Origin of the sequence: Bifidobacterium sp. ESL0800 (assembly GCF_029395355.1) — a bacterium.
Taxonomy (GTDB): domain Bacteria; phylum Actinomycetota; class Actinomycetes; order Actinomycetales; family Bifidobacteriaceae; genus Bifidobacterium.
Window position 1 is genome coordinate 80,754 of record NZ_CP113913.1, and the last position, 14,555, is coordinate 95,308.

The 14,555-nt window shown below is 58.3% G+C and carries 12 protein-coding genes and 3 tRNA genes; 12 read left to right on the forward strand and 3 right to left on the reverse strand.

From position 1 onward, the window contains the following. Positions 1-25 precede the first annotated feature (25 nt). The 3 genes from OZX75_RS00280 to OZX75_RS00290 are packed head-to-tail and all read left to right on the forward strand — an operon-like array spanning position 26 to position 5,612. Entirely contained in the window at positions 26-1,792 is a 1,767-nt protein-coding gene (locus OZX75_RS00280; RefSeq protein WP_277146255.1) for a variant leucine-rich repeat-containing protein, read from the forward strand. After that, the gene (locus tag OZX75_RS00285; RefSeq protein ID WP_277146256.1) at positions 1,789-5,406 is read left to right on the forward strand and encodes a PDDEXK-like endonuclease domain-containing protein; all 3,618 of its coding nucleotides are present in this window, start codon (positions 1,789-1,791) and stop codon (positions 5,404-5,406) included. The genes OZX75_RS00280 and OZX75_RS00285 overlap by 4 nt, the downstream gene beginning before the upstream one ends. Then, the gene (locus tag OZX75_RS00290; protein WP_277146257.1) at positions 5,406-5,612 is read left to right on the forward strand and encodes a hypothetical protein; all 207 of its coding nucleotides are present in this window, start codon (positions 5,406-5,408) and stop codon (positions 5,610-5,612) included. Before OZX75_RS00285 ends, OZX75_RS00290 begins: the two co-directional genes overlap by 1 nt. 100 nt (positions 5,613-5,712) lie before the next feature. On the opposite strand, the gene OZX75_RS00295 is transcribed toward OZX75_RS00290, so the two are convergent. From OZX75_RS00295 to OZX75_RS00305, 3 genes are all read right to left on the reverse strand, one after another. After that, on the reverse strand, positions 5,713-6,465 hold the full coding sequence (locus tag OZX75_RS00295; protein ID WP_277146258.1) for an SAF domain-containing protein: 753 nt from the start codon (positions 6,463-6,465) through the stop codon (positions 5,713-5,715). Positions 6,466-6,922: 457 nt separating this feature from the next. Next, positions 6,923-7,126, reverse strand: a complete 204-nt coding sequence (locus OZX75_RS00300) for an FmdB family zinc ribbon protein (protein WP_277146259.1) — start codon at positions 7,124-7,126, stop codon at positions 6,923-6,925. Positions 7,127-7,583: 457 nt separating this feature from the next. Continuing rightward, positions 7,584-8,225, reverse strand: a complete 642-nt coding sequence (locus OZX75_RS00305; RefSeq protein ID WP_277146260.1) for a 5-formyltetrahydrofolate cyclo-ligase — start codon at positions 8,223-8,225, stop codon at positions 7,584-7,586. A gap of 80 nt (positions 8,226-8,305) precedes the next feature. Here OZX75_RS00305 and OZX75_RS00310 point away from each other — a divergent pair, with 80 nt between their 5' ends. The 9 genes from OZX75_RS00310 (at position 8,306) to OZX75_RS00350 (ending at position 14,496) form a co-directional block, all read left to right on the forward strand. Continuing rightward, on the forward strand, positions 8,306-8,953 hold the full coding sequence (locus tag OZX75_RS00310; RefSeq protein WP_525930246.1) for a GNAT family N-acetyltransferase: 648 nt from the start codon (positions 8,306-8,308) through the stop codon (positions 8,951-8,953). Between the two features lie 55 nt (positions 8,954-9,008). Continuing rightward, positions 9,009-10,670: a hypothetical protein gene (locus OZX75_RS00315; RefSeq protein ID WP_277146261.1), complete on the forward strand. Its 1,662-nt coding sequence runs from the start codon at positions 9,009-9,011 to the stop codon at positions 10,668-10,670. 242 nt (positions 10,671-10,912) lie between these two features. After that, positions 10,913-11,206 carry a co-chaperone GroES gene (groES, locus tag OZX75_RS00320; protein ID WP_277146262.1) on the forward strand — a complete coding sequence of 98 codons (294 nt, stop codon included), beginning with the start codon at positions 10,913-10,915 and terminating at the stop codon, positions 11,204-11,206. Between the two features lie 127 nt (positions 11,207-11,333). After that, on the forward strand, positions 11,334-12,416 hold the full coding sequence (locus tag OZX75_RS00325; RefSeq protein WP_277146263.1) for a histidinol-phosphate transaminase: 1,083 nt from the start codon (positions 11,334-11,336) through the stop codon (positions 12,414-12,416). A gap of 309 nt (positions 12,417-12,725) precedes the next feature. Further along, positions 12,726-12,807 (forward strand) — tRNA-Tyr (locus OZX75_RS00330). A 1-nt stretch (position 12,808) separates the two neighbouring features. Continuing rightward, positions 12,809-12,880: transfer RNA gene (locus tag OZX75_RS00335), tRNA-Thr, on the forward strand. Between the two features lie 4 nt (positions 12,881-12,884). Continuing rightward, positions 12,885-12,958 (forward strand) — tRNA-Met (locus tag OZX75_RS00340). Positions 12,959-13,007: 49 nt separating this feature from the next. Beyond that, positions 13,008-13,178 (forward strand): 50S ribosomal protein L33, encoded by a 171-nt coding sequence (rpmG, locus tag OZX75_RS00345; RefSeq protein WP_277143788.1) that lies wholly within the window; start codon positions 13,008-13,010, stop codon positions 13,176-13,178. 97 nt (positions 13,179-13,275) lie between these two features. Beyond that, positions 13,276-14,496 (forward strand): UDP-N-acetylmuramate dehydrogenase, encoded by a 1,221-nt coding sequence (locus OZX75_RS00350; protein ID WP_525930247.1) that lies wholly within the window; start codon positions 13,276-13,278, stop codon positions 14,494-14,496. Positions 14,497-14,555 lie beyond the last annotated feature (59 nt).

The following is a 14,555-nucleotide window of genomic DNA, read 5'->3' on the forward strand; positions in this document are numbered from 1 at the left end:
AGAAGTGTATATGGGAGGCCGCAAGGTGTCTGATCCGCGAACGACGAAACATTGGGTCATCAAGGTCAATGGCTCTACGAAAGTCGATGTCGGCCCCGGCGAAAACGTTGAGATCGGACGCAGACCTTTGCGCCCGCTTTCCGATGACGGGCATCGTCGTTTGGAGATCGACGACGATACGCGTTCGATGTCGAAGAGGCACGCGGTATTCACCGTGGCGGCCAATGGCGGGGCATCGCTCACTGACTTGAATTCCACCAACGGATCGTATGTGGTCGATGAAAAAGGGCTGCGGCCGTTGACGCCGAATCAGGATTTCATCCTTCCGGATTCGCCCATGAGATTGCAGTTCGGCGATGTCCCGGTTGACTTTGTACGCGTCGAGGTGGATGAAAGTCCTGAGAGCGGCAACCAGGTTACCGATTTGTTCGACTATGCCGCAAGCGGTGGTGAAAACACCGATATAGAGCCCGATCTTAACGAAATGTCCGTCGATGACATTCTGAACTTACGTGCCGGGGAACCGACCACGGCTTTCAGCGCGGCGGATGTGGCCAATCGTATCGGGGTTTCGGCAACCGCCGGGAGAGACGGCAAGACCGATTCCCACAATATCAGCGGGCAGGCGGCGAACGACAATGGTGCGAACGCAGACGATCTTGCTGGCGAAACCCCGCTGCCGGTCGAGGCCGGCGCAGGCCAGAATGTCGGAGAGCCGCAAGTCGATCACGCCATCGACCAGATTTCATTGAACGTGATGACGCCTGATTCGCAAGCCGAGGACTCCAAGGCTCGTGACCTGTTCAAAGACGCCATGACGAGTGTTGCCGAAGACAAGGCCGAAGAGCCCGGCAGGCTCGCCGATGCCGGCAACAAGGTTTCGCAGCCGGCGGCAAACGATACTGCGGTCCCGCTCGAGAATATATCGTCGTCGGCCGGACTTCAGACGCGACAGGTCTCTTTGCCTTCCCGCCGAAATAACGGACAGCGTTCCCAGAAGACTGGCAACGAGCAGCAACCGATGGGCTCGCCGATAGCGGCGCAGTCGCAGCCCAATATGAACGGAGCTGGGGTTCGAGCTTCCAACGATCACGGCAATCTCCGTGCCGGCGCTGGTAACAACATCAACGGCGACGCCGATAACACCGACGCCGACAGTAACGGAACCGTTTCCGCAGACGAAGCAAGGCGGCGGACAGACAATGGTATAAACGGTTTTTCCGCATTCGGACAGACCCCGGTCGATCAGGACACCCCGGTATTCGTCGCGATGGATGGCGATCCTCGTCAAAGTGAGGGTGGCGGCGCTCGTCCTCGTTTGGATTTCAGTGGTTCGCAGAATTCGCAGAACGATTCGGCGCAGGGCAAGACCGCTGAGGAACGCAACAAGTTCATGCCTCCGATCAGGGACGTTGCAGACTCGCCAATGACCTCTGGAGTCGTGAATGGCGATGACGGCTTGTCCGACGCGCAGCAGGGCTTCAAACCCGCTTTCGAACCTGGATCGGTTTTCGAAAAGGTATCAAATGGCGAATTCGACCAGCCGCAGCCCGAAGTCGAAGTGGAGGGTATGAGTTCGCAGGACGCCAAGGCGACCACGGATTTTTCGCTACAGTTCGAAATGGCGAAACACCCCGAGCTTCTGCCGTTCCTGGCGATGAACCCCTCGCTGTATGACGATTTGTATGCATGGCTTTCGGCGGTGGGCAACGATGATATCGACGCCGCGCTTTCATATAATTCAGGATATATCGAATACTGTAAAGAGGTTGGGGAGGGACGTAAACAATGAGCGAAACGAACCAGACAATGAACGGCATCCAACGGATGCGCAAATGGTATGACAGCTATCGCAACGGGCTTGTGCCTTCGCCTTTGGAAGACGTCGGGCAGCTCACCGCACAGCTCGATTTGACCCACGCCCACCCCTCCGGCATCGCGCAGCTCTTTGCCAGCGGGCACACTACCCTTGATTCCATGTTCCGTGACGCTGGAATGTTGCGTGCCGCCGGCCGCAGGCTTGAGCGCGTTCTTGACGACAGAGCCGCCAAAACCAGGTCCGCCGGAGTCGCCGAGCTGTCGTTGGTGGTCGGTGTGGCCACCTGGATTGGCAATTCGGTCCCCGTTCTGCTCTATCCGGTTGAGGTCCACCATAAGCCGGATGGCCGTGAGACCGATGCCGTCATCCGTTTCACCGGCCATGTCAGTCTCAATCCCGCGTTTACGACGGCCATGCACGACCAACATCTTGACATCGACGAGGTCGCTCTTTTCGATGGCAGAAACTATGCCAGCGGCACCCCCGATACTTCTTCCGTGTTCACCGCCATCGTCGATGAGGTAAAGCCGACGATAGCGGATTTCGACATCGAGCGCAACATCATCCTGGGCTGCTTCATGGATCCCGCCACCAAGATGCTCGCCGAAAGCCGTCGCATCATCGATGCTCTGGCCAGCAAACCGAGCGGCAACGCCGCCCTTGACGCGTTGGCCGGTGCCCCTGACGCCATCGGCGCCTTGAAAGATACGAAATTGCCGAGCTTCAGCCCCTTCGATGCCGATCCGCATAGCGAGCATGAAGCCGGAGATGTCGACAATATTGTGCGTTATGCCGCGAATATGGCGGCACAGGGACATTCGCTGTTTGCCGACGTCGCGCCGGGCAACGACACGGCGCAGATATCCGCGGCTATCGCTTCCCGTTGCATCAGCGCCGGCAGAACCGTGCTTTACGTACCGGCGGTGGCAGGGCAGAAGAAACGTTTCACTCACGAAATGGAAACCTGCCATATGGGCGGCCGCGTGGTCGATATGGCCGATTCCAAGGCGGCGTCGCAGATCGATAAGGAACTGATCGCAGCCGTTGGTTTCAAGCCGGGTGCCGCCGTCGCCCGCTTCGATCAGGTTGCCGATGAACTCGTCGGGGTGCGCTCGCGTCTGACCCGTTACCTCGGAGACCTGCACGGGGTGAGCAAGGAATGGGGTGTCTCCGCTTACCAGACCATTCAGAATCTGGCCAGCATTTCCGCGATGCCGACCCATCCGGCCACCCATGTCCGTCTTTCCAATGAATCCGCAAGGGCCATCGCCCCCCACATGGACGAATGGATCAAAAAGCTTCGTAAGGCCGGCGAATACGGTGAATTCACCGTCGGCCCGCAGACCACACCGTGGTATGGGGCCTCGCTGTTCACACAGGACGAGGCGGTCAACGCCTATCAGAAGGTCGAGAACCTGCTTCAGCGCCTTCTTCCCGCCACGCGCGAGCAAGTGGCGTCGGTCGCTGAAACCTGTGGTTTCCCGGTGCCGTCGACAGCGCAGGAATGGGGCCGTCAGGTCACTGTCCTGAAGAACCTGCGTCGCGTGCTCGACGTGTTCCAGCCCGAAATTTTCGAACGCGATATCGATTCGATGATCGAAGCCAGCAAGCCAAAGGCTCAACGTAAGGCCGAGGGGACGAGCATGGGCTTCTGGGAGCGTCGTCGCCACGTCAAGGAGGCCAAGAGCCTGCTGCGGGCCGGCTCCCAGGTGGAAGATCTGCACGAGGCGTTGCAGGTTGTGGACAAGCAATCGCAACAGTGGCATGAAATCGTGCCTCATGGCGGTTGGCCTGTGCTTCCTGCGAAGTTGGATACGATCGTGGAAACGCAGGAATCGCTGATGCACGACATTACGGCGCTCGATACCGTGCTCGCTACCACGCTCGAGGGCGGAGATCTGCAAAGTGTCGATTTGGCGAGACTCGAAGAAAGGCTCAAGGCACTGTATTCGGATCGCGTGGCGCTGGACACCTTGCCGGGACGCGCCAGCCTCGAACGTGAGTTCCATTCCGTGGGACTTGACGCGTTGATTGAGGACATGCGCAACCGCCGGGTGTCCGTGGACGCCGTGGAAGGGGAGCTTCAGCTCTCCTGGTGGACGACGGTCTTTGAAGATATCGTCCGGTCTTCGGCGATTATCTCCAACCAGGACGGATCCGCCTTGCAGTCCGCAGCCGACCGGTTTGTGCAGGTCGATGTCGACCACGTCAACTCCGTAGGGCCCATGCTCGAGCAGGAGGCCATGCGCCATCTGTGCGATATGCTCTTCTCTCACACGCAGGAAGCCAACCAGCTGCACACGTTGCTGGCCAGCAATATGAATGTGCCGTTGAACCATATCATCCGCGAATATCCTCGGATTCTTGCGGCGGCGAAGCCGGTCATCATGGCCACGCCTTTCACGCTTGCCGTGTTGAGCGACCCCCAGCCTCTGGCCGATGTGGCCATCATCGATGCGGCCTCCCATATTCCTTCCCTTGAATTGCTGAGCATACTGAGCCGCGCCAAGCGTGTTGTTCTCATCGCCCACCAATCCACCATCACCTCCGAATCGTTGAACGCTTTGGTCGCTTTGCTGCCCAAGGTCACCATTGAAACACGGCCGGTATGCCGCGATCCGCGTCTCTCGTCCTTCCTTTCCGCCCAAGGTTACGGTAGCGCCCGCAAGGATGTGGCCACGGAATCGATGCAGGGCAAGGTGCGTTTCCACAGGGTCGAAGCCAACGGCGTGCCCGTGCTTGCCACTGGATTGGTGGAAAGCAGCCAACAGGAAATCGATGAGGTCATTGCCGTGATCAAGCAACGTGCCGGGGCCTTTACCGTCGTGCCGACCGGTTATCTGCTCGCGGTGGTCACGCTGACTCCGGTTTTCCGCACGAGGCTCGGCGCCGAGTTGAAGTCGTTGTCGTTGAAGGACGAAGCCATGGGACGCTTCCTTCGCCACGTACGTCTGGTCGATCTCGATGAGGTGACCGGGGTGCGCGCCACCGATGTCATCCTTTCGCTGTGCTTCGCCAAGACCTCGCACGGCCGTCTTCTCCAGCAGTTCGGAACGTTGGAAGGCGAGGGCGGCGACGGCAAGTTGCTCGATGCCCTCGCCCTGGCCGATCGCAATGTCGACATCATCTCTGCGTTCGCTTCTGCGGATATGGAAGATGACCGTCTCCACCAGCCAGGTCCAAAGCTGTTGAAGGTCATGCTCAAGTGGGCCGAGGGCCTGGGCAGGGAAGTGGTGCGTCCCTCGGTGTCGCTTAAAGGCGACAACGTCCTGTTCAACGATCTGGCCGACCGCATCCGTGCGCGCGGGCTCAAGGTGGCCGCCAATTATGGTTTCGATGGTGCTACCTCCATTCCTCTGGTCGTCGGCCTGAAAGACAAGCCGTTCTCGCTGGCGGTGATGACCGATGACGCGCAGTTCATGGGCGTCCAGTCAACGCGCAAACGTCACCGTGTGCTGATGCAGGACCTGACATCGCTCGGCTGGTCGGTCATGACCGTTTGGAGCGTGGCCGCGTTCGTCAATCCGGACAAGGAAGTTGACCGGATTGTCAGCCGTATCAGCGACCTGTATCGAGAGGTTCGCTGATGGCGGTGGCCTACGATCCGAATCGTCGGTCAACCCGAACCCACAAGCGTGTGGTACGCAAAGGCAACGAACGCTTCGACGTCGACGGCGTTGAGCTCGATCCGTCGGACCGCCGTCCGAAAGGCAGCAAACAGGCCGATGACGACAGCCGCATCCTCCGTGAGCTGCCGCCGCACTGGGGTATTTTCAGCGAGCGGGACAAGTAGAATTCGTCAGTTTTATCGGTAAAGGATGATTTGCTAGCAGGCCGTCATCCTTTACTGTTATCGCCTTAGAATCGGTTGTTTCTGGGAATCGCGTGCTTTCCTAGAGTTTGGCGGCCAGAATCGGCATACGCTCCTGCGCCGCCATGATTCGTGCGGCATCCCGCGGTGGCATGGCCAGCATCGTGGTGACATTGCCGCTCTCGTCGCGATGCGGGTTGCCCGTGACCGTCGCCTGACTCGCCAATATGCAGGTTTGTTCATCCGATTGCGTTGGAGGTGTTGCCGTGCTCGGCGCTGTACCGACGTCGGTGTCCGGTTCTTCGACCTGACCGGTCGGTGTCTGCCCGTTTGCCGGTTCTCCGGTTCCTGTTGTGCTTGCGTCAGACGCATTTGCAGGTTCCGTATCGGCTTCCGTCTGCCGGTTTGCGGCAGGGTTTTGATCTGGTGCATCCGGCAGGGATGCGCATCCGCCGCTGCCGACAAGCGACACCTTGTCGCCGGGAATCAAGGCCTTTGACGACCCGCTGATTTTGACGTCTATGGTGGTCAGTCCGTGTCCGATCACTGGCGAGGCCCGCGCCATGGGCCGGGAGATGACGCTGCCGTTTTCGATGTCCACTTGCGCCACGAGTCCTTTTACGTCGCCATCCGAGCTGAAAACGTTGGCCAATGCAGGGCTGTCGGCGATTTGTACGGTTTTGAGATCATCGGCGCGGATGGTCTGCCCGCGTTTGATGGCACGCGTGGCCGTGACGGCGGTTTTGGTGGCGACGCTGCTGGAAATAGACTGTAATGCAAAGAAAACGGCAAGCCCGACACACAGCGCCGCGAGTGCGGTACGTGTCTGCCGCATCGTGCGTCGTTGCTTAAGCGTCGGTTTCTTGACGTTTAAGCCTTGTTTGCTTCCATGGCTAAAAAGGTTCATGGTTCTATGATGGACCAGAACGCAAAATTACCGAGGCAAAAACGGGTACTGTGGTCGAATGCTACGGCTTATCAACATTCGAGGCGTGTCGTGGTGGAGAAGCAAAACGAGTTATCCACATCAGAAATGCTGTTTTGCTGATTCCCGCATCGCGCGATGGATGATACAACGCTTGCGTCGTTGCGACTACAATTTCGCAAGGCTGCTTTGTCGCTGTATCAACGCCAAAAATGCGTGAATATCAATGCAATAGTGCATCATTGCGCCATTTAAAAGTGCCAAAGCCATAAACCGATAATCCTTGAGCGGTAAAACATGAAAGCCGGCGCTCGCGTCAGGCAAGTTCCGGCTTTCTTGGGATCTCTAAAGATCAAGCTGACAGCAGTCATTTCTTGGATGAAGACGACGAACCGCCCTTGTCGGTGCGGTAGAAGCCGTGCCCTTTGAACTCGATGGGCACCGCCGAGTAGACCTTGCGCACCTGCTCTTCGCCGCACTTCGGGCAGACGGTGATGGGATCGTCGGAGAATGACTGCTGTTCGGTGAAATCGTATCCACAATTCTTGCAACGATAGTGATAAGTAGGCAACGGTCCCTCCAGGAAAATAAACACTCAACAAGTCAACTGTTCATATCCTAGTCCCAGCCCTGACGCTCGTTCGTTTCCGGTGAAGTCTGCGTATTCGCTCAGAAGTGAGGACTGCATCAGAAAGTCGGTAAGAAACCGTTGGCGCAAGAACCGGAAGAACCGTGATTATGCGTGAATCCGTTTCAACCATGCAGAGATAATCACGAAAATCAGGATGAAAGTGTGATTATCTCCGTAGATAACGCGTTGATGCGCAGATAATCACAGATTTGCGGTTCAAAGTGTGATTAACATCGTAACAAATGTCTGGATGCGCGGATAATCACAAAAAGCGGGTCGAAAGTGTGATTTTCAGCAGTACGAACGCCTTCATGCGCAGAAAATCACGTTTATGTCGGTTTGATTGTTTAGCGCGTGGCGACGGCCTGCTGAAAATGTCTGCAGAGGTTGTGTCGCGCTATAAGGCGATGACCCGCTTATCCGTCATCACCGCGTCGACCGGAATATCGTGGGGTTCGCGGGGTACGGCGCCATGGCGATCGATGAATTCGGAATCCCAGCAGACGCCGACTTTCAGCGCATCGGACCGGCAAAGCTTCAAAACCTGGTCATACCAGCCGCCTCCGCGACCCAACCGAGTGCCGTCGAGGTCGATGGCGAAAGCCGGTATGAAAACGATGCTCGCGTCGGCGATGGCGTTCGGCTCGAGTACTTTGCCGTCCGGTTCCGCCGGTCTCAGCCCGCCCGTTGCGGTGTGCGACATCTGGCGCAGCCCGGATTCGCCGCAATATTCGCTCCATCCGATATCGCGCCCTTTGCCGAGCCGTGGGACAAGCGCCCGCAACCGACGCCTGACCAGTTCGTCCAACAGCCCCAGCGTCGGCACTTCCGTCCCCATCGAAACGTAAGCGGCAACAGTGTCTCCGGGCTCCAAACCCATGGTCTGGCCATCCGTGCCATCCAACAGCGATGCGCCAAGTTTTTCCAGTCGTTTGCCGGCTGCAGTCCGTTCGGCCCCGCTCGCTTGCCTTCGTCTGCCGATGGCCTCGCGTCGCATGTCGCGTTTCAGCGCATCGATATTTTCGCATTTCTCGCCCATGCCTTCATACTACCTGGCCATTTTGCGTCGAAGATCGGCAATGCCCACGCAAGTACGGTGCAAATGGGTAATATAAACGTGTGTCTGTCTTTCGTTCGCTGCGCAACGCGCTTGCCCCCAATCCCAACGCCATCGTTATGCCGGCGCAGCTTGTGCCGCCGGTTGGTGCCATTCAGATCCGCTTGCGCCCGATGGTCGCGGAGGATGAGGCAGGCTGGAATGAGACCAGACAGCGCAATGCCGCATGGCTTGCTCCTTGGGATTCCAACGATCCGATGCACGGGCCGGCCTTGACGTTCAACACGTGGCTGCAACATCAACGCAGCGATGAGGCGGCGGGTAGTGGCGCGCTGTTCGTCATCGAGTACCAGATGGCGATCATCGGCCAGATTTCCGTGGGCGCCATCAGCTATGGATCGTCTCGTTGCGGCAATATCGGTTACTGGGTCGATCAGGGGCATGCCGGCCACGGTGTCGCGCCATTGGCGGTGGCGATGCTTGCCGATTGGGCGATGTTCAGCCCCAACGGGCCTCGGCTTCACCGTCTGGAGATAACGATGCTGCCGGAAAACCAGCGTTCCCGCAGGGTGGCGGAGAAACTGCAGGCCCACCACGAAGGTATGCGCTTGAAAAGCATGTACATTCACCATCAGTGGCGTGACCACGATGTCTATAGTCTGTTGGCCGAGGACGCGCCGCACGGTTTTACGCAACGTTTGCTCGGATGAAACACGCGAATTACACGGATGTAAAAAGTCACTAACTCTCTCTATCCTTAAGATTATGGATTATGCGTGGGTGAGCGGTGTTGTTGTGCTGGTCATTCTCGCCATTCTGTTACTCGGCTGGCTTCCGCGGCGTACTGCGGATAGTATGAAAAAGGTGGTCGAGCATCGCGAGGACAAGTACTCGCCGTCGTTGCATCTGGTGGATGCCGAAAGCGGTACTCGTTTTAGTGATGAACGCCAGCCTTCGGCGAAAGGGATTGTCATGCAATCGGAGCGAAAAGATATTGTCGCAGGTCCTGCGGGAGCATCGGTTGCACGACCCACGAAGGCCACGAAGGAACGCGCCAGGGTCGCGCGCATACGCAGGCTTCGGCGCGAGGCGGCACGCAGACGTGCCATCATTTCCGCTGTGTTGCTTGCCGTTACGATTGTGGTTCTTGCCATTTCGTTCCCATTGAAGTTCAGCCCATTGTTCGCTTTGATTCCTGCGGTATTGCTCGCGCTGGTCGTGGCGTTGGGCGTGCGTACGGCCAATCATGCCAGGGCTTGGGAACGCGACCTTAAGGCGAAGCGTGCTGCTCGGGCCAAGGCCAATCAATCTCAGCATGACCGTTCCGCTGCTGCCAACAATCAAGCGGCCAAGGCCGGTGCGCAGGTCGCGGACAACAATTTCGCGGGCTCGGTTTCCAGTGACGAGCAGCCGACCGGCTTGATGGCCGAGCAGGAAATTCAGAAAGCCGTGAGCCAGACCAAGGCCGAAAAGGAACGTATCGAAAGCCGCCGTTCCAAGGCGCGGGCCAAGACCGGTCAAAACGCCGCCAAGTCGTCAAAGCCTGAATCACGCGCGAGGAGCGAAAAAGCTGCCGAAGTCTCCAAGCACGTGGTTAAGGATGTGAAGGTCGCTAAGTCCGAGCGTGCGGCAAAGCGGCAGGAGGGCAAGGCCCGTGCCGCGGCTCAAGTCAAGCCGCAACGTCAGTCGCCATTGGCTTCCGCGTCTGGTGCGAAAGCGAAGGCGGGGGATGTCTCCGCGTCGGCGAAGAAGGCTCCCAAGGCATTCAAGCCCTCAAGTAAGCGTCGCCCCAATGCGGCTAAAGCCGCTCAGGGTTCCGGTTCGATCGATTCCGCCGCGAAGAATCGAACGGTCGAGGCGAGTGATGCCACCAACGAGTTGAAGCAGGTGCATCCGGCGCAGGCTTTGGATCTGGTTGACCTGGCCCCGAACCAGGATCTCATTTCGTTCTCGCTCGGTGCGCCGCGCAATGGCGTGGAAGTCAAAAGCGAGGAGCCGCAGAGCCTTGAAATCAAGTCCACCCGTCAGGTCGCCAAGGCCAAGGTCGCGGCGAAAGACGAAGATGCCTCTTCCTCGGCAGCAAAGCGCACGGAGAAATCCGCGGATCGAAGCTCTGAGGCCAAGCAAGAGGATCCGGGCTCGTCGCTTTCGTCCAGTGCCGCTGTCGAGTCTGTTGTTGCTCAGGCGAAAGGTTCCGTAGGCAAGCTGATTTCGAAGAAGAACCGCAAGCGCGTTCGTGCCGCGGCCAGGCGTGCGCGTGCCGCTGCCCAGCGCAACGGCAAGGCTGCGGAAGAGAAGACCAGCTATACGAGCGATCCCGAGAAGTTCCACGCCTCGGAGGTTTCGGCGGATACGGAAGCCCCGGCGCTGTCGTCGGATTCGCTGGGAACCGGGTTGGAGAAGATCCTTGAACGCAGGAACGTCTGAGCCTGTTTCAGTTTCGATAGTGAATTTGTTATCAGCGAAATTCGCAGGAATTCCGGCAGTGTTCGGCTTAAATGTGAAGGTTTCACTCTCAGCGTTAGCACTCGGGTTGGCAGAGTGCTAATTTTCGCGCTACGATAGACAGGTAAGCGCAAAGGGACGGTGCCGAAAGTGATCGTCAGCCTCTGAAAGCGGTGTCCTCGCGCGAGAAATAAAACTCTCACTTAAGAAAGAGGAGGTCCACAGTGTCGATCTCACTTACACCGTTGGAAGACAAGATTATTGTGAAGCAAGCCGAAGCGGAGACGCAGACGTCCTCCGGCCTGTATATTCCGGACAACGCCAAGGAGAAGCCGCAGCAGGGCGAAATCCTGGCCGTCGGCCCGGGTCGTCGCGACGACAACGGCAAGCGTATCCCGATGGATGTCAAGGTCGGGGACAAGATTCTCTATTCCAAGTACGGCGGCACCGAGGTGCATTACAACGGTGAGGATTACCTCATCGTCGGCGCCCGCGACGTGCTCGCAATCCTGAACTGATTGCGCTTTCGCGCAAGTTTTCTAAGAATGCGTTCCAGCCTCCAAACGGCCGGGGCGCATTTTGTATATCGTCTTAAAACCAGACATACAATGTGCAATATCTTACGCCGCGGCTTACAATGCCGTTATGACTTTCAAACATCGTGCCATCGTTGATACCATTCCAGCCTACAAGCAAGGCAAACCGGCTCCCGCGCTCGCGGGCCAGCGCTCCTTCAAGATCTCCAGCAACGAGAATCCTTACCCGCCGCTGCCCAGCGTCCAGAAGGCCATCGAAGACCAGGCGCTCGACCGTATCAACCGTTATCCGGACATGTCCGGCTGGCAGGTCGTCAGCAGGCTCGCCAAGGATTACGAGGTCGATCCTGCCGAAATCGTGCTCGGCTGCGGTTCCACCGAAGTCATCACCCAGCTGGTCGACCTGCTCGCGGGCCCCGGCGATGAGGTGATTTACCCGTGGCGCAGCTTCGAGGCCTACCCGATCATCGTCTCCGGCGCTGGTGCCGCCAGCGTCCAGATCGCCAACCGCCCCGACGGCGGCCACGACATCGACGCGATGATCGCTGCGATCAATAGCAGGACCCGCCTGATCATCGTCAACAACCCGAACAACCCGACCTCGACGTCGGTCTCCGACGCCGATGCTCGCCGCCTGATGAAGGCGGTCCCCAGCGATGTCATCGTGCTCTTCGATGAGGCCTATATCCACTTCAATACGGCTGCCGATACCAGTGTGGCCATGGATCTTTATCGTGAATACCCGAATATCGTCGTGGCGCACACCTTCTCCAAGGCCTACGGTCTGGCCGGCTTGCGTATCGGCTACGGCATCGCCAGGGCCGACGTGGCTGCCGGCATGCGCAAGATGTCGATTCCCTTCGGCGTTACGCAGACTGCCCAGGTCGCGGCCGTCGCTTCCCTTGATGCCAAGGATGAACTGATGAAGCGCGTGCAGGCGCTGATCGGCGAACGCGGCCGTATCGTTAAGGCGCTGCGCGAGCAGGGTTGGGACTTCCCGGATCCGTATGCGAACTTCTTCTGGCTGCCGCTTGGATCCAAAACCGCTGAGGCCGAGTCCCGCTTCAAGGCTGCGGGCCTGTCCACGCGTGTGTTCGACGGCGAGGGCATCCGCATTTCCATCGGCGAGACCGAAGCCAATGACAAGGTCATCGAAGTCTGCCAGTCGCTGAAGGATGACGGTATCGCCTGAACGCGTGGATGGCTGGCTGCGCCATTGCGTTGGTGACGCAACTGTTGGTTTCAGCGTCACGTCTGCAAGGTTTGGTGAGGTTTGGTTGCGTTGGTGACGCAAACGCCGGTTCTGGCGTCACGTATGCAAGATGCCGTTGGATTGGTGACGCTAAAAAAGACCGTTTTCGCCGGAAATGCAACGTTTTTTCGGTGCGATGGCGTTGTTTTCGACACACTAGGCGTGTCGCGGGCTTGCATAGGTCTCCGGTTCATGGCATTATAGTCAAGTTGCCTGCTTCAAGGCTTTCAAAGTTACGAAGCAAGTAATGGCGGATTTCCCAAGCGGTCAAAGGGAGCTGACTGTAAATCAGCCGCTGATAGCTTCAGTGGTTCGAATCCACTATCCGCCACGCCTCGATAGCTCAGTGGTAGAGCACTTCCTTGGTAAGGAAGAGGTCGTGAGTCCGATTCTCACCCGAGGCTCTCTGGCGGGATAGCTCAGCTGGCTAGAGCGTACGACTCATAATCGTAAGGTCAAGAGTTCGAGTCTCTTTCCCGCTACAAACTACCGACAGAAGTCGGTAAGGAACAACACGCAGAAGGTGAACCAATGGCAAGCAAAAGCGCCGCAGTCCGTCCGGGCATCACGCTGGCATGCACGGTGTGCAAGGAGCGTAACTACATTACGACCAAGAACCGTCGCAATACCCCCGATCGTCTCGAGCTGAAGAAGTTCTGCCCTCGTTGCGGCAAGGAAACTGTGCATCGCGAGACTCGTTGAGTTTTAGCGGTTTTGAAGCCTGACTTCGGTCGGGCTTTTTTCATATTCGAGGACAAAAATACCGGCGGTAGACACGAGAAAAATGGATGACCACGTCATGATTACGCAGAAGGATTCGCCACAAACAGCAGCAACAATGTCACCAGCACCGACGCTGGCGCAACTGACCACCATCGGCGTGGGCGGAGCAGTCGATCGGTTCGTCGAACCCGAAAGCGAAGAGGCGTTCACCGCCGAGGTGCGCGATGCCGATGCAGCAGGGTTGCCGCTCCTGGTCATCGGCGGCGGCTCGAACCTGTTGGTTGCGGACGCACCGTTCCATGGCGTCGTGGTGCGCGATGCGCGACGCGGGATTTCGGTAGTGGACGATCAAGCCGAAGCCGATGGAGGCTCCGTCGTGATCACGGCGCAGGCCGGGGCGAGCTGGGATGATTTCGTGGCCTTCTGCGTCGCTTCGGGCTTTTCCGGGGTGGAAGGCCTGTCGGGCGTGCCGGGAACCGTCGGGGCTTCGGTGGTGCAGAATATCGGCGCGTATGGCCAGGAAGTCGCCTCGGCGGTGTCCTCGGTTCGGGTTTTTGACCGTAAGAACGGCAGCGTTTGCCGGCTTGAACGTGAAGACATGCGTTTCGGCTACCGTAATTCCGCCTTGAAATCCAGTATGTATAGCGCTCCGGCGACCCCTGCCGGCAACTATTTCCCGACACCTCGCTACGTGGTGCTTTCCGTGACGTTCGCGCTGCGGCGAAGCGAGAGCGACGAAGTGGCATTCGGTCAGCTGGCCAAGGCGCTCGGCGTCGAGTTGGGGGAGCGAAAGCCCATTGCTGCGATTCGTGCGGCCGTGCTGAGCGTCCGTGCCACCAAAGGCATGTTGGAGGATCCGAACAGATACGCCTTGCCCTCGATGCGCGGTTGCAGGGATGAGCACAACGTGGCTGCGGCCACGCTTCAAGACCAGCCTGATTTCAACCGTCACAGCTGCGGCAGCTTCTTCATGAACCCGATACTTGAACCAGCGCAGGCGGTTCATCTACCCGCCGATGCTCCGCGCTTTGATGCGATTCTGCCTGATGGACAACCCGGTGTCAAGACCTCGGCCGCATGGCTGATCGACCATGCCGGTTTCCACAAGGGATTCAAGGTGCGCCCCGACGCCAAGGCCGGCCTTTCGACGCTGCACACGCTGGCGCTGACCAATCGGGGAGGGGCCGGCGCGAAGGATATCGCCGAGCTCGCGCGCACGATTCAGGATGGTGTCGAGGCGGCGTATGGCATCCGTCTGGTGCCTGAACCCGTCGTGGTGGGCATGGATTTGCGGTGAGTGCGTCGCCAATAAAATGTTCACGATACGGATGGAATGACCATATCGTGATTTCTTGC

Coding starts and splice junctions, on each gene's coding strand:
- OZX75_RS00285 (WP_277146256.1), top strand. CDS start 1,789: ATGAGCGAAACGAACCAGACAATGAACGGCATCCAACGGATGCGCAAA.
- OZX75_RS00290 (WP_277146257.1), top strand. CDS start 5,406: ATGGCGGTGGCCTACGATCCGAATCGTCGGTCAACCCGAACCCACAAG.
- OZX75_RS00295 (WP_277146258.1), bottom strand. CDS start 6,465: ATGCGGCAGACACGTACCGCACTCGCGGCGCTGTGTGTCGGGCTTGCC.
- OZX75_RS00305 (WP_277146260.1), bottom strand. CDS start 8,225: ATGGGCGAGAAATGCGAAAATATCGATGCGCTGAAACGCGACATGCGA.
- OZX75_RS00315 (WP_277146261.1), top strand. CDS start 9,009: ATGGATTATGCGTGGGTGAGCGGTGTTGTTGTGCTGGTCATTCTCGCC.
- OZX75_RS00325 (WP_277146263.1), top strand. CDS start 11,334: ATGACTTTCAAACATCGTGCCATCGTTGATACCATTCCAGCCTACAAG.
- rpmG (WP_277143788.1), top strand. CDS start 13,008: ATGGCAAGCAAAAGCGCCGCAGTCCGTCCGGGCATCACGCTGGCATGC.
- OZX75_RS00350 (WP_525930247.1), top strand. CDS start 13,276: ATGATTACGCAGAAGGATTCGCCACAAACAGCAGCAACAATGTCACCA.